The sequence below is a fragment of the Salisaeta longa DSM 21114 genome (assembly GCF_000419585.1).
GTDB lineage: Bacteria > Bacteroidota > Rhodothermia > Rhodothermales > Salinibacteraceae > Salisaeta > Salisaeta longa.
The window spans coordinates 1,987,130-2,012,122 of the sequence record NZ_ATTH01000001.1; the positions used below are offsets into that span (position 1 = coordinate 1,987,130).

22 protein-coding genes and 1 tRNA gene are annotated in these 24,993 nt (G+C 64.2%); 15 read left to right on the forward strand and 8 right to left on the reverse strand.

What is annotated here, in order from left to right:
- Positions 1-64 precede the first annotated feature (64 nt).
- On the forward strand, positions 65-1,147 hold the full coding sequence (gene add / locus SALLO_RS16125) for an adenosine deaminase (protein WP_022835830.1): 1,083 nt from the start codon (positions 65-67) through the stop codon (positions 1,145-1,147).
- 44 nt (positions 1,148-1,191) lie between these two features.
- On the opposite strand, the gene SALLO_RS16130 is transcribed toward add, so the two are convergent.
- Positions 1,192-2,181 carry an endonuclease/exonuclease/phosphatase family protein gene (locus tag SALLO_RS16130; RefSeq protein ID WP_022835831.1) on the reverse strand — a complete coding sequence of 330 codons (990 nt, stop codon included), beginning with the start codon at positions 2,179-2,181 and terminating at the stop codon, positions 1,192-1,194.
- 43 nt (positions 2,182-2,224) lie between these two features.
- On the reverse strand, positions 2,225-2,746 hold the full coding sequence (locus SALLO_RS0108245; RefSeq protein WP_022835832.1) for a cyclic nucleotide-binding domain-containing protein: 522 nt from the start codon (positions 2,744-2,746) through the stop codon (positions 2,225-2,227).
- Positions 2,747-2,924: 178 nt separating this feature from the next.
- On the opposite strand from SALLO_RS0108245, the gene SALLO_RS0108250 reads away from it, so the two are divergent.
- The 3 genes from SALLO_RS0108250 to SALLO_RS0108260 all read left to right on the forward strand — a co-directional run bounded on the left by SALLO_RS0108250 (position 2,925) and on the right by SALLO_RS0108260 (position 5,526).
- On the forward strand, positions 2,925-3,443 hold the full coding sequence (locus SALLO_RS0108250) for a hypothetical protein (protein WP_022835833.1): 519 nt from the start codon (positions 2,925-2,927) through the stop codon (positions 3,441-3,443).
- 3 nt (positions 3,444-3,446) lie between these two features.
- Positions 3,447-4,487: a potassium channel family protein gene (locus SALLO_RS16135; RefSeq protein ID WP_022835834.1), complete on the forward strand. Its 1,041-nt coding sequence runs from the start codon at positions 3,447-3,449 to the stop codon at positions 4,485-4,487.
- Positions 4,488-4,557: 70 nt separating this feature from the next.
- On the forward strand, positions 4,558-5,526 hold the full coding sequence (locus SALLO_RS0108260; protein ID WP_028567050.1) for a L,D-transpeptidase: 969 nt from the start codon (positions 4,558-4,560) through the stop codon (positions 5,524-5,526).
- 38 nt (positions 5,527-5,564) lie between these two features.
- Here the strand turns inward: SALLO_RS0108260 and SALLO_RS0108265 are convergent, their stop codons facing one another.
- Together SALLO_RS0108265 and SALLO_RS0108270 are read right to left on the reverse strand one after the other, a co-directional pair.
- Positions 5,565-6,236, reverse strand: a complete 672-nt coding sequence (locus tag SALLO_RS0108265; RefSeq protein ID WP_022835836.1) for a potassium channel family protein — start codon at positions 6,234-6,236, stop codon at positions 5,565-5,567.
- A 34-nt stretch (positions 6,237-6,270) separates the two neighbouring features.
- Positions 6,271-7,686, reverse strand: a complete 1,416-nt coding sequence (locus SALLO_RS0108270; protein WP_022835837.1) for a TrkH family potassium uptake protein — start codon at positions 7,684-7,686, stop codon at positions 6,271-6,273.
- A gap of 217 nt (positions 7,687-7,903) precedes the next feature.
- Between SALLO_RS0108270 and SALLO_RS0108275 the strand changes: the two genes are divergently transcribed.
- The 4 genes from SALLO_RS0108275 (at position 7,904) to SALLO_RS0108290 (ending at position 11,715) form a co-directional block, all read left to right on the forward strand.
- On the forward strand, positions 7,904-8,719 hold the full coding sequence (locus tag SALLO_RS0108275; protein WP_022835838.1) for a PorV/PorQ family protein: 816 nt from the start codon (positions 7,904-7,906) through the stop codon (positions 8,717-8,719).
- Positions 8,720-8,741: 22 nt separating this feature from the next.
- Positions 8,742-10,832: a ComEA family DNA-binding protein gene (locus SALLO_RS16140; RefSeq protein ID WP_022835839.1), complete on the forward strand. Its 2,091-nt coding sequence runs from the start codon at positions 8,742-8,744 to the stop codon at positions 10,830-10,832.
- A gap of 115 nt (positions 10,833-10,947) precedes the next feature.
- Positions 10,948-11,559, forward strand: coding sequence for an anti-sigma factor family protein (locus SALLO_RS16145; RefSeq protein ID WP_022835840.1), 612 nt, complete (start codon positions 10,948-10,950; stop codon positions 11,557-11,559).
- 82 nt (positions 11,560-11,641) lie between these two features.
- A tRNA-Val gene (locus SALLO_RS0108290) sits at positions 11,642-11,715 on the forward strand.
- Positions 11,716-12,417: 702 nt separating this feature from the next.
- Here SALLO_RS0108290 and SALLO_RS0108295 read toward each other — a convergent pair.
- Together SALLO_RS0108295 and SALLO_RS0108300 are read right to left on the reverse strand one after the other, a co-directional pair.
- Complete coding sequence (locus SALLO_RS0108295; protein WP_157621341.1) at positions 12,418-12,759, reverse strand: hypothetical protein; 342 nt, start codon at positions 12,757-12,759, stop codon at positions 12,418-12,420.
- A 202-nt stretch (positions 12,760-12,961) separates the two neighbouring features.
- Complete coding sequence (locus tag SALLO_RS0108300) at positions 12,962-16,075, reverse strand: PAS domain S-box protein (RefSeq protein WP_022835842.1); 3,114 nt, start codon at positions 16,073-16,075, stop codon at positions 12,962-12,964.
- Positions 16,076-16,335: 260 nt separating this feature from the next.
- On the opposite strand from SALLO_RS0108300, the gene SALLO_RS0108305 reads away from it, so the two are divergent.
- The 7 genes from SALLO_RS0108305 (at position 16,336) to SALLO_RS0108335 (ending at position 22,211) form a co-directional block, all read left to right on the forward strand.
- Positions 16,336-17,061 (forward strand): NuoI/complex I 23 kDa subunit family protein, encoded by a 726-nt coding sequence (locus SALLO_RS0108305; protein ID WP_022835843.1) that lies wholly within the window; start codon positions 16,336-16,338, stop codon positions 17,059-17,061.
- A gap of 47 nt (positions 17,062-17,108) precedes the next feature.
- Positions 17,109-17,636, forward strand: coding sequence for a hypothetical protein (locus SALLO_RS0108310; protein ID WP_022835844.1), 528 nt, complete (start codon positions 17,109-17,111; stop codon positions 17,634-17,636).
- A 12-nt stretch (positions 17,637-17,648) separates the two neighbouring features.
- Positions 17,649-18,743 carry a DNA polymerase III subunit delta gene (gene holA / locus SALLO_RS16150; RefSeq protein WP_022835845.1) on the forward strand — a complete coding sequence of 365 codons (1,095 nt, stop codon included), beginning with the start codon at positions 17,649-17,651 and terminating at the stop codon, positions 18,741-18,743.
- Between the two features lie 163 nt (positions 18,744-18,906).
- Positions 18,907-19,146 carry an acyl carrier protein gene (locus SALLO_RS0108320; protein ID WP_022835846.1) on the forward strand — a complete coding sequence of 80 codons (240 nt, stop codon included), beginning with the start codon at positions 18,907-18,909 and terminating at the stop codon, positions 19,144-19,146.
- A 138-nt stretch (positions 19,147-19,284) separates the two neighbouring features.
- Entirely contained in the window at positions 19,285-20,544 is a 1,260-nt protein-coding gene (gene fabF, locus SALLO_RS0108325) for a beta-ketoacyl-ACP synthase II (RefSeq protein WP_022835847.1), read from the forward strand.
- A 123-nt stretch (positions 20,545-20,667) separates the two neighbouring features.
- Positions 20,668-21,399, forward strand: a complete 732-nt coding sequence (gene ubiE / locus SALLO_RS0108330; protein WP_022835848.1) for a bifunctional demethylmenaquinone methyltransferase/2-methoxy-6-polyprenyl-1,4-benzoquinol methylase UbiE — start codon at positions 20,668-20,670, stop codon at positions 21,397-21,399.
- Positions 21,400-21,533: 134 nt separating this feature from the next.
- Positions 21,534-22,211 carry a hypothetical protein gene (locus SALLO_RS0108335; RefSeq protein ID WP_157621345.1) on the forward strand — a complete coding sequence of 226 codons (678 nt, stop codon included), beginning with the start codon at positions 21,534-21,536 and terminating at the stop codon, positions 22,209-22,211.
- Between the two features lie 26 nt (positions 22,212-22,237).
- On the opposite strand, the gene SALLO_RS16155 is transcribed toward SALLO_RS0108335, so the two are convergent.
- Entirely contained in the window at positions 22,238-23,749 is a 1,512-nt protein-coding gene (locus tag SALLO_RS16155) for a S10 family peptidase (protein WP_022835850.1), read from the reverse strand.
- 107 nt (positions 23,750-23,856) lie between these two features.
- Complete coding sequence (gene mutY, locus SALLO_RS0108345) at positions 23,857-24,993, reverse strand: A/G-specific adenine glycosylase (protein ID WP_022835851.1); 1,137 nt, start codon at positions 24,991-24,993, stop codon at positions 23,857-23,859.

The window sequence follows — 24,993 nt, forward strand, 5'->3', positions numbered from 1 at the left end:
GAAACCGCTGCCCGCACGGGCCGGTTGGGACGCACAATTCTTTTTGCCACGATCCCCTCTGCTTATGTCTGCCGACGTCCCCGATGCTGCCTCGCTAAGCCGTGACGATCTGCTGCAGTGGCCCAAAGCCGAGCTCCATTGCCACCTCGACGGCTCGCTGCGCCTACCAACCATGTTGGATATCGCCCGCCGCGAGGGCAAGATGAGCGTGCTGCCGGCCGACACAGAAGACGGGTTGCGCGAAATCTTGCGCGCCATCGACGACTCCGAAACCCTGGAGGCGTACCTTGCCTGGTTCCGGTACACCATCCCGCTGATGCAGACGGCTGAGGCGCTGGAGCGGGTGGCCTACGAGCTGGCCGAGGACAATGCGCAGGAGAACGTGCGCTACCTGGAGGTGCGCTTTGGGCCCATCTTGCACACCGAGGAGGGCCTTTCGCTGGAGGACGTGACCGATGCGGTGCTCGCGGGCCTCGCGCGGGCGGAGCGCGACTACGACCTCACGACGTCGCTGATTGTGTGCGGGCTGCGCGACCGCTACGAGAGCGCGTCGATGCGGCAGGCCGAGCTGGCCGCGGCGTACCGTCACCGGGGCGTGGTGGCCTTCGACCTGGCCGGCGGCGAGGCGGGCAACCCACCCAAGGGCCACCTGCACGCCTTCTACAAGGCTCGCAATGCGCTGCTCAACCTGACGCTGCACGCGGGCGAGTCGTGGGGCCCCGACTCCATCCGGCAGGCCCTCTTTTACTGCGGCGCGCACCGCATTGGCCATGGCATCACGCTACGCGAAGATCCCGAGCTGATGCAGTACTTTGCCGACCACCGTATCCCGCTGGAGATTTGCCCCACGAGCAATGTGCAGACGCACGTTGTGCCCAGCTACGAGGCGCACCCCATCAACACCTACGTGAAGGCCAATGTGCCCGTCACCGTAAACACCGACAACCGCCTGTTTAGCCGCACGTCGGTGACCGATGAGCTGCTGCGGGTCCACCAGCGGTGCGGCATCACGGCCAATGCGCTGCGCGAGATTGCCCTCAACGGCTTCCGGTATGCGTTCTTGCCCATCGACGAGAAGGAGGCGCTGCTAGACGACGTTACCGCCGATCTCCCGATGCCCGCTACCGAACAGACGCCCCGCTGGTAGCCCGGCGCCCGCGGCCCCCCGACCGCCCTACGACAGGCAGCGCGCTACGGCTGCGCAGGCGGCACGGCGTCCCATCCGACGTGCATGTACACCGGCAGGTGGTCCGAGATTTTGCGGGCGGCGCGGAGCGAGGGAAACTGCTGCGTGAAGTCGATGACCCCGCGGCGCACCGCATCGAGCGTTGCCGTCTCGTAGAAAATGTTGTCGTACTCGCTGGCCAAGTGGCCCTGCGGCCCAGGATCTACTTTGCGGCCCAGGCTCGTCTTTTGATCGTGCAGCACCATGGCGTAGCCCCGCCGGCGCAAGCCATTGAACGCCTCATCTTCGCCGTCAAGGTTAAAGTCGCCCACCACCATCACGTTGTCGTCGGGGTAGCGGTCGTGGAGGGCGTGGAGCTGGCGGATCTCGGTTTCCGGGTCTTTGGAGCGCGGGATGGCGTGCAAGCTGGCCACCAGCATGCGCTGCCCGGTGCCCACGTGCTCGAAGCGCGCGCAGTACGGCTCCCGGTCGATGGTATCGGCCAGGCGGTCTTCGAGCCAGGCCCGCCCCACCAGCCGCACGCGCGACGGCTTCCACAAGAAGGCATAGCGCTCGGTGCCGTCGCCCGTCGTGGGGTCGCTGATGGTGTAGTCCCAGTTGAAGCCGGTGCGGTCGAGCGCGTCCACCAACCGCCCAATAGCCTGCGGGCCCGGGGGTGAGGTGGAAATCTCTTGGATGGCCACCACCTCGTACTCGCGCAACTGCTCGGCGACGAAGGCGATCTCCTCGGCGTTTTTCGAGCGGCCAAAGTTGTACAGATTCCACGTGACGAAGCGCACCGTAGCATCGGCCGGTGCGGCCTTGGCCGGGGGCGTTTGCGCCGGGGCAGCCGAAGGCGCGGGAGCCGCGGCCGTAGGGGGCGCCTCCGCTGTGCGCGCCGGACGCTCCCATTGCTCGGGCACCAGGTCGAGGTCGCCCATCACCTCGACGCCCGTCACATATTCGATGCCGCCCAGCACAACGAGCAGGGCGAGTGCTGCAATCAGACGCTTCATACGCACAGGGGTGGCAGGTCAGACGTGAAGGATTGGGCGGAACCTATGCGCTGGCCAGTTTCTCCAGAAACCGATCGAAGCGGTTGCTGGCCTCAATCATCTGCTCCATGGTTTGCGGATCGAAGGCCTCTTTGGGCGTGCGGTCGCCGTTGGCTACGTCTTTGCGGAGCGTAGAGCGCAAGCGATCAGACAAGAACACCGCCACGGCCCGGTAGAACCGCTTGGCAAACTCGTCGTCTTCGTCCAGCTTTTGCTCCAGCGCGGCCCGCGGCAACTCGAAAACCGTGCTATCGGTAATTGAGCGGACCGTGGCCGAGGGCGGCTGCTCGTCGACAAACGACATCTCGCCTACGATCTCACCGCTTTCCAGCACCGCCACCGTGGCCTCCCGCTCCTCATCGATAACCATAAACGAGCCATTGAGAACCAGGTACAGCGAGTCGGCCGGTTTGCCTTGGCGGATGATTACGGTGTCGGCATCTACCTCGGACGAGGCACCGTTTGCCACCATCCAGTCGATATCGGAGTCGCTCAGTTTTCCTAGAATGTACAGTGCTTTCTTCATAACCGGCGGTTTCAATCAGGACTTGAAGGGGTGCGGCGCGAGTAGGGGAGCATACAAACGTACAACGCAGCGGCGATAAATCGCAAGCCGAGTGGAGCGGTGCACCGCTGGCGCCGTCAAACAAAAGCATAGCGCTGTGCGTTTTGGGCGCTGTGCCTTTTCAAGCAGACCAACCGCCATGACTTTTTTTGATGATTTTCCGCCCACGGCCCGGCTGTGGATTCACACGAGCGATGCACCCCTAACCGAAGCGCAGCAAACGGCGTTGCACGAGGCCATGGCGCCATTCTTTGCGTCGTGGTCGACGCACGGCCGCCCGGTGCGCGGCGCACTCGCGATTGCCAAGCAGCGGTTTGTACTGCTCGCGGGCGTCGTGCAGGCCGACGATGCGGGCATCTCGGGCTGCGGCATCGACGCGGCGGTGCAGGCCCTCAACGAAGCGGCTGCGCCCCTCGACATTGCGTGGGCGCCGGCTTTGCATGTGGCGTACGAAGACGCCTCGGGCGTGCACGTGGTGCCCCGAACGGCGCTGGCCGACCGCGTTGCTGCCGGTGCAATTACCGGCGACACCCCCATCTTCGATCGCAGCATTCAGACGGTTGGCGCCTTGCACGACGGGCGCTTCGCCCGCGCGGCCCGCGCTACTTGGCTGGCGCAGCGTTACTCCCTTGCCCCTGCCTCCACCGCTTCCGCCTAACGCATGGCTCCCCCGCGCCGCTACCTTGCCCGATGGACGCGCGACTTCGATGTTGCCCAGCTTCAGATCATTTCGGCCACGGCCCTGCTGTGCGTGCTCTTTGGCGTGGGCACCGCCGGATACCGCATCATTGAAGGCTGGCCGTTCATTGACGGGTTCTACATGACGTTCATCACCCTGGCCACCATCGGGTTTCAAGAGGTGCATCCCCTCTCGCCCGTCGGCCGCCTGTTCACGGTCTTCATTGGCCTCACGGGCATCGGCCTCGTAACGTTTGTGGCCACGCGCGCCGCGCAGCTCCTACTTGCCAGCGAAAACTTCTACCGACGCCAGATGAAGCAACGCATCAAAGACCTTACCGACCACTACATCGTCTGTGGCTACGGGCGGGTGGGGCAGCGGCTCGCCGAGGATTTGGAGAAGGCCAATCGCCCCTTCGTGGTTGTAGAACGCGATCCGGAGGTCATTGAAGACATTGCCGCCAACAATCACCTGTACATTGAAGGCGATGCCGAGGAGGAAGAAACGCTCACGGCCGCTGGCATCCATCGCTCGTGCGGCCTGATCCTCGCCCTGCCGGATGACAGCTCGAACGTGTTCGTGACGCTCACGGCCCGCGAGATGAACCCCGACGTGGCCATCCTGACGCGCACCATGGACCACCGCAACCGGAGCAAGCTGCTGCATGCCGGGGCCGATAAGGTGGTGGCCCCCAGCGAGGTGGGCGCCGACCGCATGGCGCAGGTGGTGCTGCGCCCCAACGTCGATCAGTTTTTGGAGCACGTGCTGCACACCGGAAGCCTCAGCCTGCAGATGGAGGAGGTGCGCATTAAGCCCGGCGCGCCGCTGGCCGGTCAAACGCTCGCCGAGAGCAACTTCCGGCAGCAGTACGACGCCGTAGTCATTGGCATCATCGACCAGAGCGAGCAGACGATGCACTTCAATCCGGCCCCGTCCGATCGCATCCAGACCGGCGATGTGCTCATTGTACTGGGCGACCCGGCAACTATCGAGACGCTGCGTCGTGAAGGATGTAGCCCGTAACGCATGCGTGCAGCATTGCACGAAGCACACGGTTCACTGCTTTACCGCTTCAATCATGCCGTTCTTGGCCATGCGCTCTTTTCGATTGTACCTTGTTGCCTGGATGGTGGTGGGCGCCGGCGTGCTGTGGGCCCCTGCACCCGCCCACGCCCAGGGCTTTTACGATCAGTACAAGCTTGAGGAGCTGCTTAGCACGCGGGCCCCGAGCCTGAATGCGCTGCCCGACGTGTTCTACGAGTACTACGTGCTGGATCACCCCAGCGGCAACTCGGTGCTGGCGCGCAACCAGTTCTACCGGACGCTAGGCGACGGAAGCGTGGAGCTGGGCACCGAGCGCGCCCACCTGGTGGAGCTCCTGAACCGCAAGCTCCTCGGCAACACAGCGCTGGGCGATACGCTGGTGGTGCCCACGCGCTTCGGACTCGACTTCCGGGCGTACTCGCCCTTCCCGCGCTACTACCCCGGCGCCCGCTCGCTCAACAAGCTGTTCATCATTCACAAGCGCGTGCAGGCCTTCGCGGCCTACGAGTATGGCCGCCTCGTGCGCTGGGGCATCGTAAACACCGGCAAGGCCGGCAGCACCGAAACGCCCAACGGCCGGTTCAACTTCAACTGGAAAGAAGAATACCGCGTCTCGTCGCTCAGTCCGCCCGACGAGGAGTGGGAGATGTACTGGGTGTTCAATTTCCACAATGCCCGTGGCATCCACGTGCACCAGTACGCCATGCCCACCGGCGGCCCAGCCAGCCATGGCTGCGTGCGCCTCGTGGACATCGATGCGAAATGGATTTACGATTGGGCCGAGCCCTGGAATACCACCGCGGGCGGCGTGGGCTACGGATCGATCAACGGACGCCTGCTCGACCCCGGCACTATGGTGCTCGTGCTGGGCGACGAGCCGAAGGGCTTGCCGCGGCCGTTCATCTACAAGAAGCGATACCCCATTCTCGACCGCGTGTCGCTACCCAACGACCCGTACAGCGTGCCGCCGGGCTCTGAGCAGCAGCGCATGTGGGATCGCATCGCGGGCCGCGAGTAGACGAGGCCGGTTTGCCTTACGCAAAGAGAATGCGCACCCTACGACGCGTCCTCGTCCACCGCGTCGGCCAGCTGCGCAAGGCTCTCGGGCCGGCCGGCGAGCAGCAACGTGTCGGACTCCTTGAGCGGCGCGTCGGGGTCCGGCGGCACGTCCATTACATCGCGCTCTACGTCGTGCACCGCAATCACCGAGATGCCAAATCGCGCCCGCAGCTCTAGCGCGCGCAGCGACTCGCCCACCCACGTGTCGAGCACCACCATCTCCTGAATGCTGAGGTCGCCCGACATGCGCACGTAGTTGAGAATGCCCTGCTCAGAAATGCGGTTCGCCAGGTTGAAGGCCGACTCGCGCTCCGGAAAAACCGTCTCCGTAACGCCCAACTGGCTCATCACGCGGGCGTGATCGTGCGAGATCACCTTCACGTAAATCTCCTCCACGCCCAGGTCTTTAAGCGCCATGGTAGACAAGATGCTCGCGGTGATGTCGTCGCCCGTGCTAATCACGGCCGCATCCGAGGCGTCGGCGCCCACCTGACGCAGCATATCGCGCTTGCGCCCGTCGCCCACGGCCGCCCGCGAGACGTGCGAGGCCACCTGGTCGACCGCGCTCTCGCGCGTGTCCACCGCAATGACGTCGTGCCCGCGGCTGTACAGCGCCTCCGCCGCACTCGATCCAAAATTCCCGATCCCTACAATAACGAATCGCTTCATGCCTTTGGCGTGTGGTAGAAAAAATCGAACCGCGTTAGCCCACAATCACATCTTCGTATGCGTAACGGAAGTTGTCGCGCTGCGTGCGCCGCTCAATAGACATCGCCGCGGCCACCGTGAGCGGCCCCACGCGGCCAATAAACATAAGCAGGATGGTTGTCCAGCGGCCGGTGATGGAAAGGTCGCTCGTGATGCCCATCGACAGGCCCACCGTGTTAAACGCGCTGACGGCTTCAAACATATGGTGCAAAAAGGTGCCCTGCGGCGCAATGGCCAGAATGCTTGGCAGCTCACTAAACGATAGCACAAAGACACCAGCCGTAACCACCACGAAGCCCAGCACAAACAGACTGGTGGCGCGCTGTACCGTCTCGGGCGGAATGGTGCGCCCCGAGACGTGCGTGTAGTGATAGCCGCGCAGACGTGCCCATGCCGCCAGGCACAAGATGGCCGCCGTCGTGGTTTTGAGTCCGCCGGCCGTGGAGCCGGGCGAGCCGCCAATAGACATCCAGAGGATCGTGAAGAAATTCGTGCTGGGGTGCGCTGCGCCGTAGTCGATCGTGTTGAAGCCGGCCGTGCGGGTGGTCACGCTCGCAAACAAACCGTTCACGACCCGATCGACCAGGGAAAGCCCCTGCAGGGTGTGCTGCCACTCGAAGGCCGTGATAACCACCGCGCCGCCCACAATGAGCACCGCCGTGGTGCCCAGCACAATCTGCGAGTGCGTAGACAGGCGAAAGCGTTTCGATTGCCGCTTGCGGTACCACACGTTTAGCTCCTCTAACGTCAAAAAGCCCAACCCGCCCATCACAATGAGCGCCATCACCACCAGCAGGAGCGGCGCATTGCCTTGAAAGTTCATCAGCGAGGTGGAGAAGGTGGAGAACCCGGCGTTGCAAAACGCGCTGATCGAGTGAAAGACGGCCGGCCACACCGCCCCCTGCCAGCCTAGGGCAGAGCCCCAACTGAGGTACAGCAGGACAGCTCCTAACAGCTCCGTACCAAGCGTAAACTTCATGACGGCCCAGGCCAGATCCGCATAGTGCACATCGTCGGTAATTTCGGCCGCGCCGGTGGCGAGTGCCTGATGACGCAACGACAACCGGCGCCCCAGCACTACGATGATGATGGACGTGAACGAGATGATGCCCAGCCCGCCGAGCTGGATAAGCAGCAAGAGGTACGCCTGGCCCCACGTCGTAAAAAATGTGGCCGTGTCGACCACAATGAGCCCCGTGACGCACACCGCACTGGTGGATGTAAACAAGGCGTTGAGCCACGACAGCTCGGGGCCCGTGTATAGTCCCGGCAGCACCTTGAAGCCCACCGTTCCCAGCACAATCAGCAGAAAGAACGAGCCCACAAACAGCTGCGCCGGCGGCACGCTGCGCCACCACATGGACAGGCGGTGCAGCAGCGAGGCGTGGTTGGACGTTGAGGCAGTAGCCATGTGCGTGATGCGTAGCGGGGACAAGCGCGGGCTGCAGCTGGAGCCGCTCCAACGTCATATGGTACAGCTCAGCCGTCACGATTGCGATTCCATACCCCCAAACCCATCGCGTATCAATGGCAACTTTACAGAGCACCGCGGGCCGCGGCGACGTTGCGGATCACCGCCTGCCGTGTCTTGCGAACACCTGCTCTTGCTCATCAGATGACACGGCACGATGCGCGTTACCTGCGGGCTTATTCTCTGCTGCTGGCTGTACGGCAGCGTAGCGGCGCAATCGACTACCGACCTGCTGGGGCATGCCCGGTCGAGCGCCTTGGGATCGGCCACCACCGCGCTCGCTAGCGACGTGGGCGTGCACTCGAACCCGGCCGCCTGGGCCACGCGGGCGGCGCGGGCCGTCACCTTCTTTGCGCGCCAGGCCTACGGGCTCGCGGAGCTTCGCTACGGGGCGCTTCAGTACCTGGAGCCCACCGGCTGGGGCACGCTGGCCGGCGGCCTGAGCACGTTTGGGTTTTCGGACTACCGCGAGGTGCACGTGAGCGCGGGCTACGCGCGGGGCGTGTCGTTGGGCACCAGCCGCACCCTCTTTGCAGGCGCTACTGCTCGGTACTATCACACAGCCATTGCCGGCTATGGCAGCGCCGGGGCCCTCGCGTTTAACGCGGGCTTGCTGTTTCGGCCGCGGCCCGCCCTTGCGGTGGCCGCGCATGCCACGAACCTGCACGGCGCCGCACTCGGCGGACACACGCTGCCCCAAACGCTGGCGCTGGGCGCTGCCTACGCCGCCACCGAACGCGTAACGGTTGTGGCCGATGTCTTCAAGCAAATCCGCTACCCGCTGGCCGTGCGCGGCGGGGTGGAGGTGCACCCGGTTGACGTGCTGGCGCTGCGCGCGGGCATCACCACGGCACCTACGCGCTTTACGAGTGGCGTGGGCCTTCGGCTGGGGCGCCTCGCCGCCGACCTGGCCGTCACGCAGCACCTTGTGCTGGGCTGGACGCCCGCAGCTTCCCTCAGCATCCACTGGTAATGCCCTCGGGCTTTTGCTTGCCATGCGCTACGCGACCCTCGCGCTTCTCGTCTTGCTTGCTGCCCCCTGTGCGGCCCAGCCGGCCGATACGACCGACGTTCCTGCCCGCACCCTCGACGCGGCCGCCGGGACGTTGGCCGAACAGACCAGCGAGACCCCCACACAGCTGGCCGAACGCCTGATGATGCTCGCCGCCCATCCGCGCGACGTCAACCAGGCGACCGCCGCCGCGCTCAGTGCCATTCCGGCGCTCACGCCGGCCCTGGCCCAGCGCATCGTAAACAACCGCCGGCGCTACGGCCCCTTTCCGGCCCTTGACAGCCTGCTGCGCGTGCCCGGCCTAACGCCCCGGGTGCTGTACCGGGCGCGTCCGTACCTTCGCGCCGCACGAGACGCGTCCCCAACGACCGCGTCGCTTGCCTGGCCGGCGTGGCGCACCCTTGTGGGCCCCGTAGAGGGGACGGTCATGCAGCGCTACAGCCGCCGCCTCGACCTGGGCCGCGGCTACCGCCCCGACTCGACGCGCCGTACGTTTCGGGGCGGTCCCGCGCGGCTGCTCACGCGCCTCCGTCTGCAGGTCGGTTCGCACCTGAGCGCGCGCCTTACGCTCGACAAGGATCCCGGCGAGGCGTTTGGCTGGAACCCGGCGACGCGCACGTACGGCTACGATCATGCGGGCGCCGCCCTGGCCCTGCGCAATTGGGGCCGCCTGCGCACCCTCATTGTGGGCGACTACACGGCCGCCTTCGGGCAAGGTGTGGCGCTGTGGCGCGGCATGGCGTTCGGAAAGGGGCGGGCGCCGGTGGAGCCGCTCCTGCGGCAGGGCGACGGCCTCTCGGCCTCCGGCTCAACCGCCGAGAATCGCTTCCTTCGGGGCCTCGCCGCCACCGTAGCGCTTTCGCCAACCCTCTCCCTTTCTGGATGGGCCTCGCGGCGCACGCTCGATGCATCGCTCGATGCCCCCGACACCACCGCAACCGCCGTCGCTACCAGCCTGCCCATTGGCGGCCTGCACCGCACGACCAGCGAGCTCGCCCGCAAAGACGCGCTCCGCGAGACCCTGTGGGGCGGGGCCATCACCTGGAACCCGGCGTGGGGACAGGTGGGGGCGGCGGGATACCACACGCGGTTTGGTGCCTCTCTGGGCGGCGCCGATCAACCGTATGAGCGCTTCGACTTTCAGGGCGACCGCGCCACGATGCTCACGACCTTCGGGCATGCCACCTGGGGCTCCTACACCGTGCTCGGAGAAATCGCCCGCAGCCCGCGCGGCCATTGGGGCGGCATTGCCGGCGCGGCGGTATCCATCCCCCGCCGCCTCGATGCCCTCGTGATGGCACGTCACTATCCACGTCGCTTTACGAGCCTCCACGGCTACGCCTTTGGCGAGCGCAACGGCGCCACCCAAAACGAAACCGGCGTATACCTGGGCCTCCGCGTGCCGCTCACGCCGCGCTGGACCCTTGCCGCAGCGGTCGATCAGTTTCGCTTTCCGTGGCTGCGGTTTGCTGTGCCCCGTCCCACGAGCGGCTACGACGCCCGCCTGGTCCTCACGCACGAACCCTTCCAATGGCTTACGCACTACGTGCAGCTGCGCCACGAGCGCAAAGGCGTGGGCACCGACGTGCCCGCCCCGCAGGGCCTCTTGGATGGCGTAACGCCGCGCATTCGGCAATCGGTGCGGTGGCACGCGCGCTACGCCTTTAGCGAAACGCTGGAGCTGCGCACACGCCTTGAAGGCAAGCGCGTGCACGAACAAGGGCACACGCAATACGGGCTGCTGCTCTATCAGGATGTGACGTGGCAGGCCACCCCGTGGCTTCGCCTCGACGCCCGCGTGGCCGCCTTCGACACCGATGACTACGCCAGCCGCATCTTTGCCTACGAGCGCGATCTGCTCTACGCCTTTTCGGTGCCCGCCTTTTTTGGAGAGGGCCACCGGACGTATCTGCTCGTCCGCGCGCGCCCATGGTCGGACCTCACCATCGAGGCCAAGTATGGCGTCACGCGCTACCGCAACGTGCGCAGCATCGGCTCGGGCCTCAACGAAACGCCGGGGCAGCGCCTGCGCAGCGTAGGCCTACAGGTGCGTTGGACGTTTGGCCCCTCGTAGGCGGCGCGTGCCGGCCTTTCTGCTCACGGCGCGAACCCCGTTGCTTGCCATGCGTTGAGACCTCGTAATTTGCAATGGCGCATGTCCAATCGGTCGTGCTTGAAACGGCGATCCCATGACCCAACCCGATGATTTCGCCAGCTTCGGCGCGTCGGATGACGACGACGCATCGTATGAATGGCTGGATGAGTGGCTCTGTGAGTACGTAGACGGCACTATGCCACCGGCGCAGCGCCGCATCTTTGAGCAATACGTTGACGCTGATCCGCAGCTGAAGGCGCACATTGAGGACTTGAAGGCAACCCGCCAGCTCCTGCAGCGGTGCCGCTGCACCAAGGCCGCCTCGCAGCGCGCGCAGGCCCGCATCTGCCGCACGGTAGAGTGCGAGCTGTTGCGTTCCGGGCAGTCGTCGCACGAGTTTTTGTCGGCCCACCCGGCCTGGACCGCCGGCGTGGCCTCCTCGGTAGCCCTTGCATTGGTGCTGGGCGTGTTTGTGGGGCTCATTGGCCTCCCGGACCATCCGCGGGCGGCGCGTCCGGAAGCCACACTGGTTGCACCCGTGGCTCCCACCGCCCCCGCCTGGACGCCCGCGCCGCGCAACGCCGCGTCGGGCCTACAGCCGCTACGCACGGCCCGCCGCCCCATGCCGCGCCGCACGCCTGCGGTTCATACCGTTCGCTCGTACGACTCGACGCGCACCCTGCTGCTCACGCCGGCGCGCCCGTAGCCGCTACTTTTGCGCGTTCTTGATAGAGCGCCGGGCACCATGCAGCCGGCCGGGCATTGCATAGCACCGCATTTCTTCTGATGGGCTCTTAGCTCAGTGGTTTAGAGCGCTCGCCTCACACGCGAGAGGTCCCTGGTTCGAATCCAGGAGGGCCCACATCTGCGCTTCTCCCTTCTTTGCTCCGCCTGAGCTATATCCGATCCATGCCTCATCTTGGCGTTGGTTGGTCGCGGGCCCCGGGTGATTATGAGCGAACCCCTTCGTCATCGAAGGTCGCTTGCATGCCCATTGGTAAGACAAACTGGCATCGGTGCAGTATGGTGGATGTGGTGCTCGGCAGAAAAGAGCATCGCAAACCCAACTCTATTCTCCAAGTAAATGTTAATGGCTTATTTTTACTTAGACATCCATTTTGGTCGCTAACGAAAAGTATTTGTCATGGAGAACCGTGCAGGACGCTGCGCCGACTCCACGACTGCCGGCGAGTCCGTCTGCGCGTTCATTCCAGCGCCCCTACCTTCCGATCCCAAGATTGCCTTTACAAGCGCGGATTATGAACGCATCGAGCGGGCCAACCGAGCGCTTGGACGACTGGACGGGGTGACAACACTTTTCCCCAACCCAAGCTTTTGTAGTCAGAATCTCCCAGACGATGCGGCGAGCGCCCCCTGCATGCCCAGCTGCTACTATTTTTGAGGAGCCTTTGGGCGTTCGGATGCGGCTCATTCGTGACGCGGCTTCCACTCGTTAGGCGTCGAAGCAGGGCTGCGCCACCTAATGGCGTGCAACGTCACAAAAAAGCGGCCGCCATCCCCGGCGGCCGCTGTATGATGAAACCACATCGCCCGATGCACGACCTCACGATGCGGTGCGCGCTTCGGATTCGGCCGCAGGCGCCGTAACCGCCGCGGGGGCCGCGGGCACCGAACGCTCGATGGCTGCGTCTGCCGTGGCTGCGCGGGGGGCGGGCGGCCACGATACCGCCGCCAGGGCCAGCAGCAGCGCCAGCACAAACGTGGCCTGGGTGAGCAGCGCGTGGCGTGTGCGGCGGCGCGCACGCTTCCGCGAGCGGGCCTTGAGGCGGCGTGCCAAGTCGCCCGCGGCAAAGCCGGCATCGTCGAGGGGCTGCTGCGGCGGGCGCAGCATGGGGAGGTACGCGGTGAGAAAGTTACCAATCAAAAAATGCTTAGACGGTCGCATGGGTCTGTTCGGTTCTGGTCCGTGGTAGGCGGCGCCACGCACCGTTCGGATGCCACCCGTTGGTGCGTCGCATCGAACCGCAAAGCGCGCGCTTGCATGTTCACCCGTCTCCACGTATGGGCCGCACGTAAGGTTACACCCGCCACCCCCAAGCGCCCACGCCTGTCCCCAAAGGGCGGCGCGCCCCCACCGCCGCGGCAGGCTACGTGGGCAGCGTAACCGTGAACGTCGCCCCTTGGCCTTTCGTGCTTTCCACCGCAATGGTGCCGCCCATCAGCTCCACGAGCCGCTTGGTGATGGTGAGCCCCAGCCCGCTGCCCTCAAACTGCCGCGTGTTGCCGCTCGACTCCTGCTGAAACTCGTTGAATACGTCGGGCAGGAACGACGGATCGATGCCCACGCCCGTGTCGCGTACCGCGATGGAAACGTGCGCGTCGTCGGGGGTCGTTACCGAAACGGTGACGCTTCCTTCGGGCGTAAACTTGATGGCATTGGCAATCAGGTTGACAAGCACGCGCTCCAGCGCTCGCTCGTCGAGCCGCGCTTCTACGGGCCCCTCGGCAACCAGGGAAAGCGTCAGGTTTTTGTGGCGCGCATCGGGGCGGAAGTCGTCGAGCACCTGCTCGGCCAGCGCTGTTACGTTGAGCGCGACCGGCGCGTGCGTGAAGGCGCCCGCTTCAAGCTGCGCGAAGTCGAGCACCGAGTTGAGCGTGCGCAACAGGCGCCGGCCGCTGCGGTGAATGACCGGGGCGTAGGTCGCCGCGGCCGACGGGTCGTCGCCGATGACTTCCGAGAAGCCAATGATGGAGGTGAGCGGGGTGCGGATTTCGTGGCTCATGTTGGCCAAAAAGGTTGTCTTGAGCCGATTCATCGTTTCGGCGGTTTCCTTTGCACGAATCAGCTGTTTCTCGTAGCGCGCCTGTTTGATGGCCAGCGCAAGCATGTCGGCCACCTCAAGCGTCACGGTACGATCCACGGCGCTGAACGCATCGGGGCGTTGGGCTGCGATGTTGAGCGACCCGATGACGTTGTCTTCCACAAGCAACGGGGCCTGAATGTACGACCGTAGCCCGGCCGCCAGCAGGCGGTCTTCGGCAGCGGTTCGGTCGGCGGCCTCCAGGTCGCGCACGTAGCGCACGGTGTCGCGCTGGAGTGCCCGGGCGCCGCGGAACGAAGCGAGCGACGGTTGCGCGCCGGATGCAAGCTGCGGGGCCTCATGCCCACGCACGGCGCGGATGGTGGCCACATCGCGCGCGGCGTCGTACGTTACCACGCTAGAGCGCACGTGCGACACCAGGTGCGTGAGGCGCTGCAAGGCCGCCTCGGCAATGGCCTCAATCGACGCGGCCGAGAGCACGGCCCGGCCAATGCTGTGCAGCGTTTGGATGCGGTGCAGGGCGTGCATCTGCTGTGCTTGCGCCTCCAGCCGCTCGGTGGCATCCAGTCCGATGGCCACAAACAGGGGCGGATCTTCCTTTTCGGAAAGTTGCAGGCGAATATCGACGGGATAGCTGCTGCCGTCGCGGCGAATGTGCCGCGTTTCAATGGCTACCTGCTCCGCGGTGCCCTCGCGCAAGGGCTGAAAGAGCGCATCGAGGCCGTCCCGGTCGAACGGCGTCATGTCGGCCGGGGTCATCGAGCGCAGCTCGTCGAGCGTGTACCCCAGGTTTTCAAGCGCGCCGCGGCTGACATCAACAAAGGTGTAGGTGTCGGCACGAAAGAAGTAAATCTCGTTGATGGAGGCTTCGAGCAAGCGGCCAAAGCGTTGCGCTGCGGCTTCGCGCGCCCGCCGCTCGGTCACATCCGTGGCAATGCCAACAATGGTTGCGGGCTGCCCCTGTACATTTTCCAACATACGCCCCCGCGATCGCACCCAGCGGACACTGCCCTCGGGCTGCACAATGCGGTAGGTGATGTCGTAGCTTTCCTCGCCGCCCTCCAGCGAGGCCAGTAGCGTACGTACGGTATCCAGGTCCTCGGGGTGGATGCGCTCGCTAAATTGGGCAAGCGGATGTGGGGTGTTGGGCGGCATCTGAAAGAGGCGGCCGCCCTCGCGTGAGAGGGTGATGGTGCGGGCCTGCAGGTCGAGTCGAAAGCTGCCGGTATGCGCAATGGCTTGGGCCTCTTCCAATAGCGCGCGGCTCTGACGCAGGGCCTCCTCCTGCGCGTAGTCGCTCGTTACATCACGAAAGACGAGCACCACGCCCCGCAGCGGCTCGCCCGTAGCCGCAATGGGCGCAGCGCTATCGGCAATGCGATGCTCGGTTCCGTCCCGCGCAATCAGGATGGTGCCGTTGGCTAGGCTCACGGTGTGGCCGCTCGCAATTACCTCTGCCACCGGATTGGCTGCCCGCGTGCGCGTCTCGTCGTTGATGATATGGAAGACGGTGGTGAGGGGCTGCCCTTTCGCTTCGTCGGCCGTCCACCCCGTGAGGGCCTCAGCCTGCGGGTTCATGCGCCGCACGTGCCCCTCGGCGTCGGTGGTAATGACGGCGTCGCCAATGGATTGAAGCGTAACCTCCAGGTACTCTTCGCGCTCCTGCAAGGCCCGGTGGGCCTGGTGCTGGGCCGTGACATCGTGAACGGACACCAGCACCGCCGGGCGGCTTTTGAAGGTGAGGGTATGCGAGACGATATCGACATAGCGCATGGTGCCGTCGCGCGTGCGGTGCCGCCACGGCCCGCTCCGCTCGCGCGCCGGGCGTTCCTCCGCGAGGTTCGCATCGAGGCGCGCCCGTTCATCGGACGGCCGCAGGTCGTAGAGCGTCATCTCCCGAAAGTCCGCGCGGCTATACCCGTACGTTTCAACCGCCGCGTCATTTACGGCCAAGAAGCGCAGCGTATCGCGATCGTACACCCACATCGGCAGCGGATTTTTCTCGAAGAGCAGCCGGTAGCGCGCCGGCGCCTCGTCGAGCGCGTCGAGCAGCACAGCACCGTCGCGGATGGCGTGCTGCGCGGCCTCGATCGCTTCCGCCGTGGGCTCGGCCGCGTAGGTTACCGCAAGCACGTACTGATGCTCGGCCCGCTGGCCCACAAGGCAACGCACCGTTGGCGCAGCATCCCACACCGCAGATGCCGTGCGCACCACCGGCGCCTCCGGTGTCGCTTCTAGCGCACGCATCCACGGATCGTCGGCAGCCCACGCCTCGGTAGGCGCGCGCCCCGTTGCGGCCAGCACGTGGTACTGCCCCTCGTACCGCACCGCCACAAACGCCCCTTCGGCGCGGGCCGCGTGGTGCGTGAGGCGCACAAGGCGCTCCAAGGGCGCCCCCTGCCCCAATCCGCCTGCAATGTCGGAGGCTTCCGCTTCCATGCTGTTTTCATTTCGTTGGTAACGACGCTGCAATATATGGGACGAACGGTATGCCCCACAACAGTCCTGTCCCGCTGCAAACAGCATAGAGTAGGCATCACGGCCTCAACTGCCATCCACCGTTGGTGCATTTAGCCACACGCCAACGGGGTCTTTTTCAGCTTTTGACGTCCCCGCCCTGCGCTACGGGAACCCAAAGGGCTTCACGGAACGTGTATATAGAGCTACATGCCATCCTTTGCGCACGAACGTCTACATCCATGCCTGGTACGCCCAGCAACACGCGAAAAGAAAACGAGCGCGAACTAAATTTCTGGGAGAAGCTCTACGTCCCGGAATTGTTCAAAGGCTTGGGCTTCTCGCTAAACAAAATTGCCAACGAAGAGAGCTACACGGTCGAATACCCCGAGGAGCAGTGGTATCCGCCGGACAGCTACCGGGGGCGCCCGGTGCTCGTGGAAGAAGAGGGGCGGCCGCGCTGCGTGTCGTGCAACCTCTGCGCCCGCGCCTGCCCGCCCATGGCCATCTCGATGCAGAGCCGCGAAGTGGACAACGTGAAGGAGCGCGAGCCGGAGTGGTTCGAGATCAACATGCTCCGCTGCATCTACTGCGGCTTCTGCGAGGAAGTGTGCCCCGAGGAGGCCATCGTCATGTCGAAGGAATACGACCTGACGTTCCAGAGCCGCGACGAGGCCATCTTTGGCTTAGAGCGCCTCTTGCAGCCCAAAGAGCAATTGCAAGACCGGCTGGAGTACCTCGACCAGTACAAGAACCAGCAGTTTGGCGAGGAGTGGTCGTTCCAAAAAGACAACAACCTGCACAGCGTAAAGGACCAGCACTTCCTGGATTGGCTGGCCGACGAGGGCATGGACGAGCTCGAAACGACGCACCTGCGCGACGACCGGTCGGCCACCAGTGGCGAGCAGTCGTGGGGCAGCGGCCAAGACCTGCAAGGGCCTCCGGCCTCCGAGCACGCCCCGGCCTAGCGCGTTGCGCCCCTGCACCCGTCGCTGTTTGCTAATCGCTACGGCTTATGCCTACCCCTCCGGATCCGCCGCCGAACCCAACCGAGGCGCGCGAGGCCCTGATCGCCCAGATGGCTCATCTCATCGATGAGGTTGAGGCGCTGCGGCCCATGCTCGATGTGCTGCCGCCGGCCGTCCAAACCGGCCGGCCCACCCCCGACGCCCTCTCGATGCACGAGGTGTACGGCAGCTTTGCCACCCTCGACGCGGATGTGCGCGGCCCGCGTATCGAACGCCTCCTCGCCGAGGATTCACCGGTGCTTGCCCCCGCCAACCGGGCGGACCTAGCGCGCGCGGCGGGGTGGAACGACGAGCCGCTGCCTGCCATCTTGGATGCCGTGCAGCGCGAACGCCGTGCCCTCGTGGAGCGCCTCGACGCCATCGCCACACCGCAATGGACCCGCACTGCCCGCTTGCACGACACCACGCACACGCTGTTTACCCTCGTGCGCGCCATGGTGCAAGACGACATCGACTGCCTCCGCGAGCTCGCGCAGCGCCTCCACGAGGCCGACCTCTCTGCCACCGACGCGTAGCCCACGCTTCTTATGGCAAAAAACACCGGCGCGTCGTACGACGACCTCGCCACCGCCTTCCGGCATCAAAACTTCGATCCGCTGTACTTCTTCTACGGCGACGAAGGGTACCTCATCGAACGCCTGCAGGAGCTGCTGATTGAGCACGCGCTGCCCCCGGCGCAGCACGACTTCAACCTCGACATCGTCTACGGCTCCGACGCGACGCCCGCGCAGCTCCTTGCGCTTTGCCAGGGCTACCCCGTAATGGCCGAGCGCCGCGTGGTGGTCGTGCGCGAGTTTGAACAAGTGGGCACCGGGCTGAGCAGCACCAACCGCGACCAATTCAAGGAACGCTTTAAGGCGTACGCCCAGCACCCCAATCCGCACGCCGTGGTGCTGCTGGCCTGCACCAAGCGCCCCAACCTATCGGCCCACCCGTACCGAGCGCTCAAAAAACACGCCACGTGGGCCGAGTTTCGGTCGCTGTACGACCGCGAGGTTCCGCAGTGGATTCAGCGCTTTGTGCGCGACGAGGGCCGCGAGATTAGCCCGCAGGCCCTGCAAATGCTTGCCGACTATGTGGGCAACGACCTGCAGGCGATGGCCAGCGAAGTCGAAAAGCTCGTTACCTACGCCGGCGACCGCACGCGCATCACCGACGACGATGTGCTCACGGCCAGCGGCCAAACGCGCGAGGCCAACGTGTTCGACCTGCAAAGCCAAGTGGGCGAAGGAAAACTGCGCGCGGCCCACGCCACCGCCGACCGGATGCTGCAGCAAGCCAACAACCCGCGCGGCGAAGCACTCAAAATTGTCGCCATCCTCAGCGCCTACATCGACAAGCTCTGGAAGCTGCAAGCCGACGACGCCCCCACGTCAAAATACGACGTGGCAAAGTACATTGGCGTCCCGCCGTATTTTGCCCCCGAGTACGTACAAGCCGCGCGGCGCTACAGCTACCGCGCCATCGAACGGAGCTACCGCGCCCTCCTCGCCGCCGACTACGAGCTAAAAGGCGGCAGCAGCCACGATCCTAAATTGATCTTAGCGCTCCTCCTCCGCCAACTGATCCCCGATGCTCCCCGCACGCGCTCGCGTGCAAAGTCTGCGTCAAGGGGCGGCTAGGCATTGCTTCTCACGCGCCGCACGCGTACGTTTGACTGATTCGTCACTGTCTCACGCCCCCTGCGCAGCCCCGTCATACGGAACGGTCGACGCTGCCGGGTGTGTGCTACAGATGGCACAAGCATTCACACCGTACATTCCCTATCAACCAGAGGTAGCCCTTATGGCTAACGATATCGAAGGATCAGTCAAGTCGATCATTGTCGAGAAGCTCGGCGTAGACGAAGCCGATGTTGAGCGCGACGCATCGTTCACGAACGATCTGGGCGCCGACTCGCTCGACAACGTCGAACTCATCATGGAGTTTGAGAAGGAATTTGGCATCAAGATTCCGGATGAGGACGCCGAAAAGATCGCGACGGTGGGCGACGCAATCGACTACCTCGAAGAAAACGCTGCGTAAGCCCCCTTTGGGCTGTGTGCCAAACCCGGCGAGCGAGGCGCCTGTGGGCGTGATGGCTTGCCGGGTTCGGTATATTGGGCCGTATGCCTGTGCATGCGGTTCCTTTGCTAAACTTGTGGACCTGTTGACGTTTTTCCTATGTCTTCCACCAACCGCCGTGTCGTAGTCACGGGCATGGGCGCCTTAACGCCTATTGGCAACACCGTTGCAGACTACTGGGATGGGCTGATGAATGGCCGAAGCGGCGCAGCCACCATCCAATCGTTTGATCCCGAAGGCCTGCGCACCACGTTTGCCTGTGAGCTAAAAGATTTCGATGCCGAGGCGCACCTCAATGCCAAAGAGGTCCGGCGCATGGATCCGTTTTGCCAATACGCCCTTGTAGCGGCCGATGAGGCCGTGCGTGATGCGGGCCTCGATACTGAACAGATGCCGCAGGACACCAAAGACCAGATCGGGGTCATCTACGGCAGCGGCATTGGCGGCATGCAGGCGTTCTACGACCAGACGAAGTATTTCGTAGAGCACGACGAACGCCGCGTCTCGCCGTTCTTCATCCCGATGCTCATTCCGGATATTGCCAGCGGCCAGATTGCGATGGCCCACGGCTTTCGCGGGCCCAACCACGCCATCGTTTCGGCGTGCGCGACGGGCAATCACAACATTGGCGATGCGTACCGCCTCATCCGCGACGGCGACATCGACGGGGCCGTGTGTGGCGGTACCGATGCCTGCGTAACGCGCCTGGGCATCGCGGGCTTCGCCTCGATGCGCGCGCTTTCCACCCGCAACGACGACCCGGCCCACGCCAGTCGTCCGTTCGACAAGCAGCGCGACGGCTTTGTGATGGGCGAAGGCGCCGGTGCATTGTTCTTGGAAGACCTGGAGCACGCCAAAACGCGCGGTGCTACCATCTACGCCGAAGTGCTGGGCGTGGGCATGTCGGCCGATGCGCACCACCTCACCGCCCCCGACCCCGAAGGCGGCGGCGTGCGGCTGGCCCTAGAGCGCACCATGGAGCGCGCGGGCCTCAACCCCGAAGACATCGACTACGTGAACGCACACGGCACCTCGACCCCACTGGGCGATGCGGCCGAAACCGGCGCGCTGAAGCAAGTCTTTGGCGACCATGCGTACGACATGAACGTATCCTCGACGAAAAGCATGACGGGCCACCTGCTCGGAGCTGCGGGTGCCATCGAGGCTATCGCGTCCATCCTTGCAATTCGAAATAACGTGGTACCGCCTACCATCAACTTCGAGGCGCCCGATCCGGCCTGCGACCTCAACTACACGTTCAACGAGCCGCAAGAACGCACGGTGGACGTGGCGCTGAGCAATGCCTTTGGATTCGGTGGGCACAACACCTCGGTAGCGTTCCGCCGCTTTACCGATTGATGCGACACTGCCCGAGCGCATGCTTCTTTACCATCTTGATGGAAGAGCGTGCGGGCAGAATCTCCTGCTTGGCCGCGCCGTTGCATCGCGCGGTCTTATACCTCTGGATGATCTTGCTGCCCGATGCCTACCCGACCGCCCATTGGAGAAGTTGATGGGAAAGCCCATGCGGTGGAATCGATGTTTGATGCGATTGCCCCCCGCTACGACGCGCTCAATCGCATCTTAAGCCTCGGGATCGATCAGTACTGGCGCTACCGGGCCATCCAGTGGCTGGCCACCGAGCCGCACAGCCGTATCATCGACGTGGCCACCGGCACGGCCGACCTGGCCATTATGGCCGAGCGGCGGCTGCACCCCCGTGAGGTTGTGGGCGTCGATCTCTCGGCACAGATGCTTGACGTGGGCCGCCAGAAGATCCGTCGCCGCGGGCTTTCGCCCCGCATTCGCCTCGTACAGGGCGATGCCGAACAGATCCCCGCGCCCGACGATGCGTTTGACGCGGGCCTCGTGGCCTTCGGCGTCCGCAATTTCGAAGACCTTGAAGCAGGCCTCCGCGGCATTGCACGGGTTATACGACCCGGTGGCGCCCTCGTCGTGCTGGAGTTCAGCCACCCGCGCCGCTTCCCGATGAAGCAACTCTACGACGCCTACTCACGGCACGTGCTGCCCCGCATTGGCGGCGCCATCAGCGGCGACAGCAGCGCCTACGAGTACCTCCCGGCCTCCGTACGCGCCTTCCCCGACGGCCCCGACTTCCTCGCACGCATGGCGGCGGCTGGCTTTGTTGACGTGGCCTGGCAGCCCCTCACATTTGGCATCGTTTCGCTCTATAAGGGCCGTATCCCTCAATAGATACAGGTGCTAGGCGTTTGGGGCTGGCGCACACAAGCCTTCATCCTCTGACGTGAGATAAAAATTCTTGAATGTTACTGTCCCATTTATTAAAATGGTGAGGAGTGTTTTCTGGAACTGTTTTTCTGATAGCTATGCAAACACGTAATATTCAGCTTATTGGATTTCTTTCGCTGCTGTTGCTGGTAACAGGATGTGGTAGCTCAGGCAAAGTGATCATGCCAAGCAACAATCAGTCGGAGGATGTGCGTCATCGCATGACGGGCCCCTACAGCTACCTCCAGCAGGAAAAGGAGGATGTTCGGGTCGTGGTTAGCATGCGTGCAGCGACACCGTCCTACGTCCAGTGGTATTTGGCTGTTGAAAACAAAAGTGATTCGCCCGTACAGGTGAATCCGCAAGACATGTACATTGTGCTTCGCAAAGCATCGGGAGAGGAAAAGCGCCTGCAGGCCTACGCAGCATCTGAGGTACCGGGGCTTGCGGCCGATGATGCAATCCAGGATGCACAAATGGCTGCTGAGATGAGCAGGGGCATCATGGGAAAACAAGCACAGAATTACGGGACGGTTTCACGGGATAACCGGGGCAGCTACGGATCTAGCGGCAGCGAGGCAGAGAGCAACAACTCTGCACTTCTCGAAGGCCGCGCGCTATCGTCCGGAAATGTTGCCTCCGGCTTCGTGTATGCCCCATTCGACATGGCCTATCAGAAGCTAGCAATCCACGTTCCAATGGGCGGCCACGAGTACGTATTCCGGTACGATCTTCTGCCGCCCGAAAGCTCCACGCAGGGCGCTGTTCGTCAGTAGCGCCCCGCGCGGAACGCCGTACGACGTTACTCCGGGAGGGCTTGCTGGTAAAACGCCTCTGCGTTCTCAAGCAGCGTCTCCAGTGCCGGCTGGTACAGGTACATCATGTGGCCCGCCCGGTAGTAACTCCGGCTGATGTTGTCCTGGTACGTCTCCGCAAGTTGCAGGTGGTTTAGCACGTAATCGCTTGCAAAGTAGGGCGTGGCGAGGTCGTAGTACCCGCTGGCCACATGCACGTGCAAGGCCGGATTTTTGTGGATCGCGGAGCGGAGGCGTTCGGCGACGTTCAGGTACTCATTTTCTGATGTGTCGTAGCTCCACGGCCACACGCGGCCCGTCAGAATCTCGTACGGCAAGTCGGTGGTGAAGCCCAGCTCGGTGCGTACGTAGTGATTAAACGCCGAGGTGTACGCCCCGCGGATGACGGCGTAGCTCGGATCGTAATCGGGCGTTGCGCCGGTGCTGCGGCGGTCGCGGCCGGTAAACCGGCTGTCAAAGCGCCCCACCGTCAGGTCTTCCGCGCGCAGCAGCTCCTTAAAGAACTCGAAGACGTGAATACGCAGGTTGCTGTTCTCGATAAACGTCCGGCTCAAGCCGGTGTAGGCGTGTAGCGAATCGACGATCTGTTGCCGCTTCGCATCCGCCAGTCGGTCGCCTTTGCGCAGCGCCAGCGTATAATCGTTCATGGCAAACCGCTCGGCGTCGGCAAGAAGCTGATCCAGCGACTTCTGCTGCTGCGCGGCCGGAAGCTCGTTGTGATAGTGCGCCGTGGCAGCGTAGGTGGGCAGGTAGGTGGCGTACGGCAGGTCGTTGCCCACATTAAAGTCGTAGGCCTGAAAGTTGAGCACCGAGGAGACCAGCGTGATGCCGTTCAGGTACATGCCATGATCCTCTTGAAGCGTCTCGGCCAGGCCCGCGGCCCGCGTGGTGCCGTAGCTTTCGCCCACCAGAAACTTCGGCGAGATCCACCGCTCGTAGCGCGTGGTGTACAGCCGAATGAAGCGCGCCACCGAGGCAATATCGGCCTCTACGCCATGAAACGCCGCGGAGGCATCCGTTCCCTTCGCCGCCCGGCTGTACCCGGTGGTGACCGGATCGATGAACACCAGATCGGTAAACTTGAGCCAGCTGTGCGGATTGTCCTGCACACCGTGGGGCGGGGGCGTGGCGTTCGTTTTGCCCGTCACGGCCTCTACCCGCTTCGGCCCCAGCGCGCCCATGTGCAGCCACACCGAGGACGACCCCGGGCCGCCGTTAAAGGCGTAGGTGATGGGTCGCTGCGCGGCCGTCGCGTCGTTGCGCGTGTAAGCGGTAAAGAACACGTAGGCCTGCACCGTGCCATCTTCTTGGCGTAGCGGAAGATACCCGGCGGTCGCGGTGTAACGAATCGTTTCGCCATCCACCGTCACCTGATGCTCGGTCACCGACAGCTCGTCGGGGTACAGCGGCGGCCCGTTGAGGGTGTCGGGGGCCTGGGCGGCAACGAGCCCCGTGAGGCAGAACAGTCCAACAACGCTAAGCAGTACACGACGCACCATAAAACAAACGAGGTTAGGAAGCGGAACGAAGTGATGCCAAGATAGGAACCGCAGCCGACGAATGAAACGGCCCCTGGGTCAGCCGCACGTGGGTGTTACGGGAGGGCCTACGCGCCGGGCGTATCGAACAGCGACGGCTCGGTTTGGCGCCGGCGCAGCTCCTCAATGAGCCGCGTGTTGGCTCGCGGAAAGGCGTAGTCGTCGAGCGCATCGATGGCCACCCACCGAAACGGCTGATCGAGCGTCGGCGTGGGCGTACCCTCCACGATGCGACACCGGAAGGCGTGCAGGGTAATCTTGAAGTGCGAATAGGCATGCTTCAGCGTGTAGAACAAATCGCCCACCGCTACGGTGATGCCAAGCTCCTCCTTCAACTCGCGCCGGCACGCCGCCGCAAGCTCCTCGCCCTCCTCGCGCTTTCCGCCCGGAAACTCCCACAGCCCGCCCAGCAGCCCTTCGTCTGGACGGCGCTGGATGAGCAGCTCGCCCGCGTCGTTGAACACGAGCCCCACGGCAATGTCGTGGTGCGGGATGGGCGTCGACTCGGGCGTGACGGGAAAGTCCTCGGGGCGGCCGTCGGCGACGGCTTGGCACACCGGCTGCAGCACGCACTCGGGGCAGGCGGGCTGCCGCGGCGTGCACACCGTGGCCCCAAGCTCCATAAGCGCCTGGTTCCAATCGCCGGGGCGCGCGCGGTCAATCAGCGTGTTTGCCAGGGCCCGCAGGCGGCGTTTGATGGCGCTGCGCGTGCTGTCTTCGTCGATGGCAAACACCCGCGTGAGGACCCGAATGACGTTGCCATCGAGCACAGCGTGCGGCTTTTCGTAGGCAATAGACAGCACCGCGGCCGCCGTGTAGGGCCCAATGCCCTTCAATTCGCGGATGGCGTCCCACGTGCGCGGCACCGTCCCGTCGTGGGCGTCCACCACATGCTGCGCCGCCTCGTGCAAGTAGCGGGCCCGCGAGTAGTAGCCCAGGCCCTCCCACTGCTTCAGCACATCGTCGCGGTCGGCCGCGGCCAGCGCCTCAACCGTCGGAAAAGCCGTGACGAAGCGGTGGTAATAGGGCGCCGCCTGGTCGACCCGCGTCTGCTGCAGCATAATTTCCGAAACCCAAATGCGGTACGGATCGTCGGTGCGGCGCCACGGCAGGTCGCGCTTTACGTCATCGTACCAAGCCAGCAGGGCATCGCGCATGTGCGTGCGATGGGCCGCCGTAGGCGTTGCAAGGGCGTCATCGGCCAT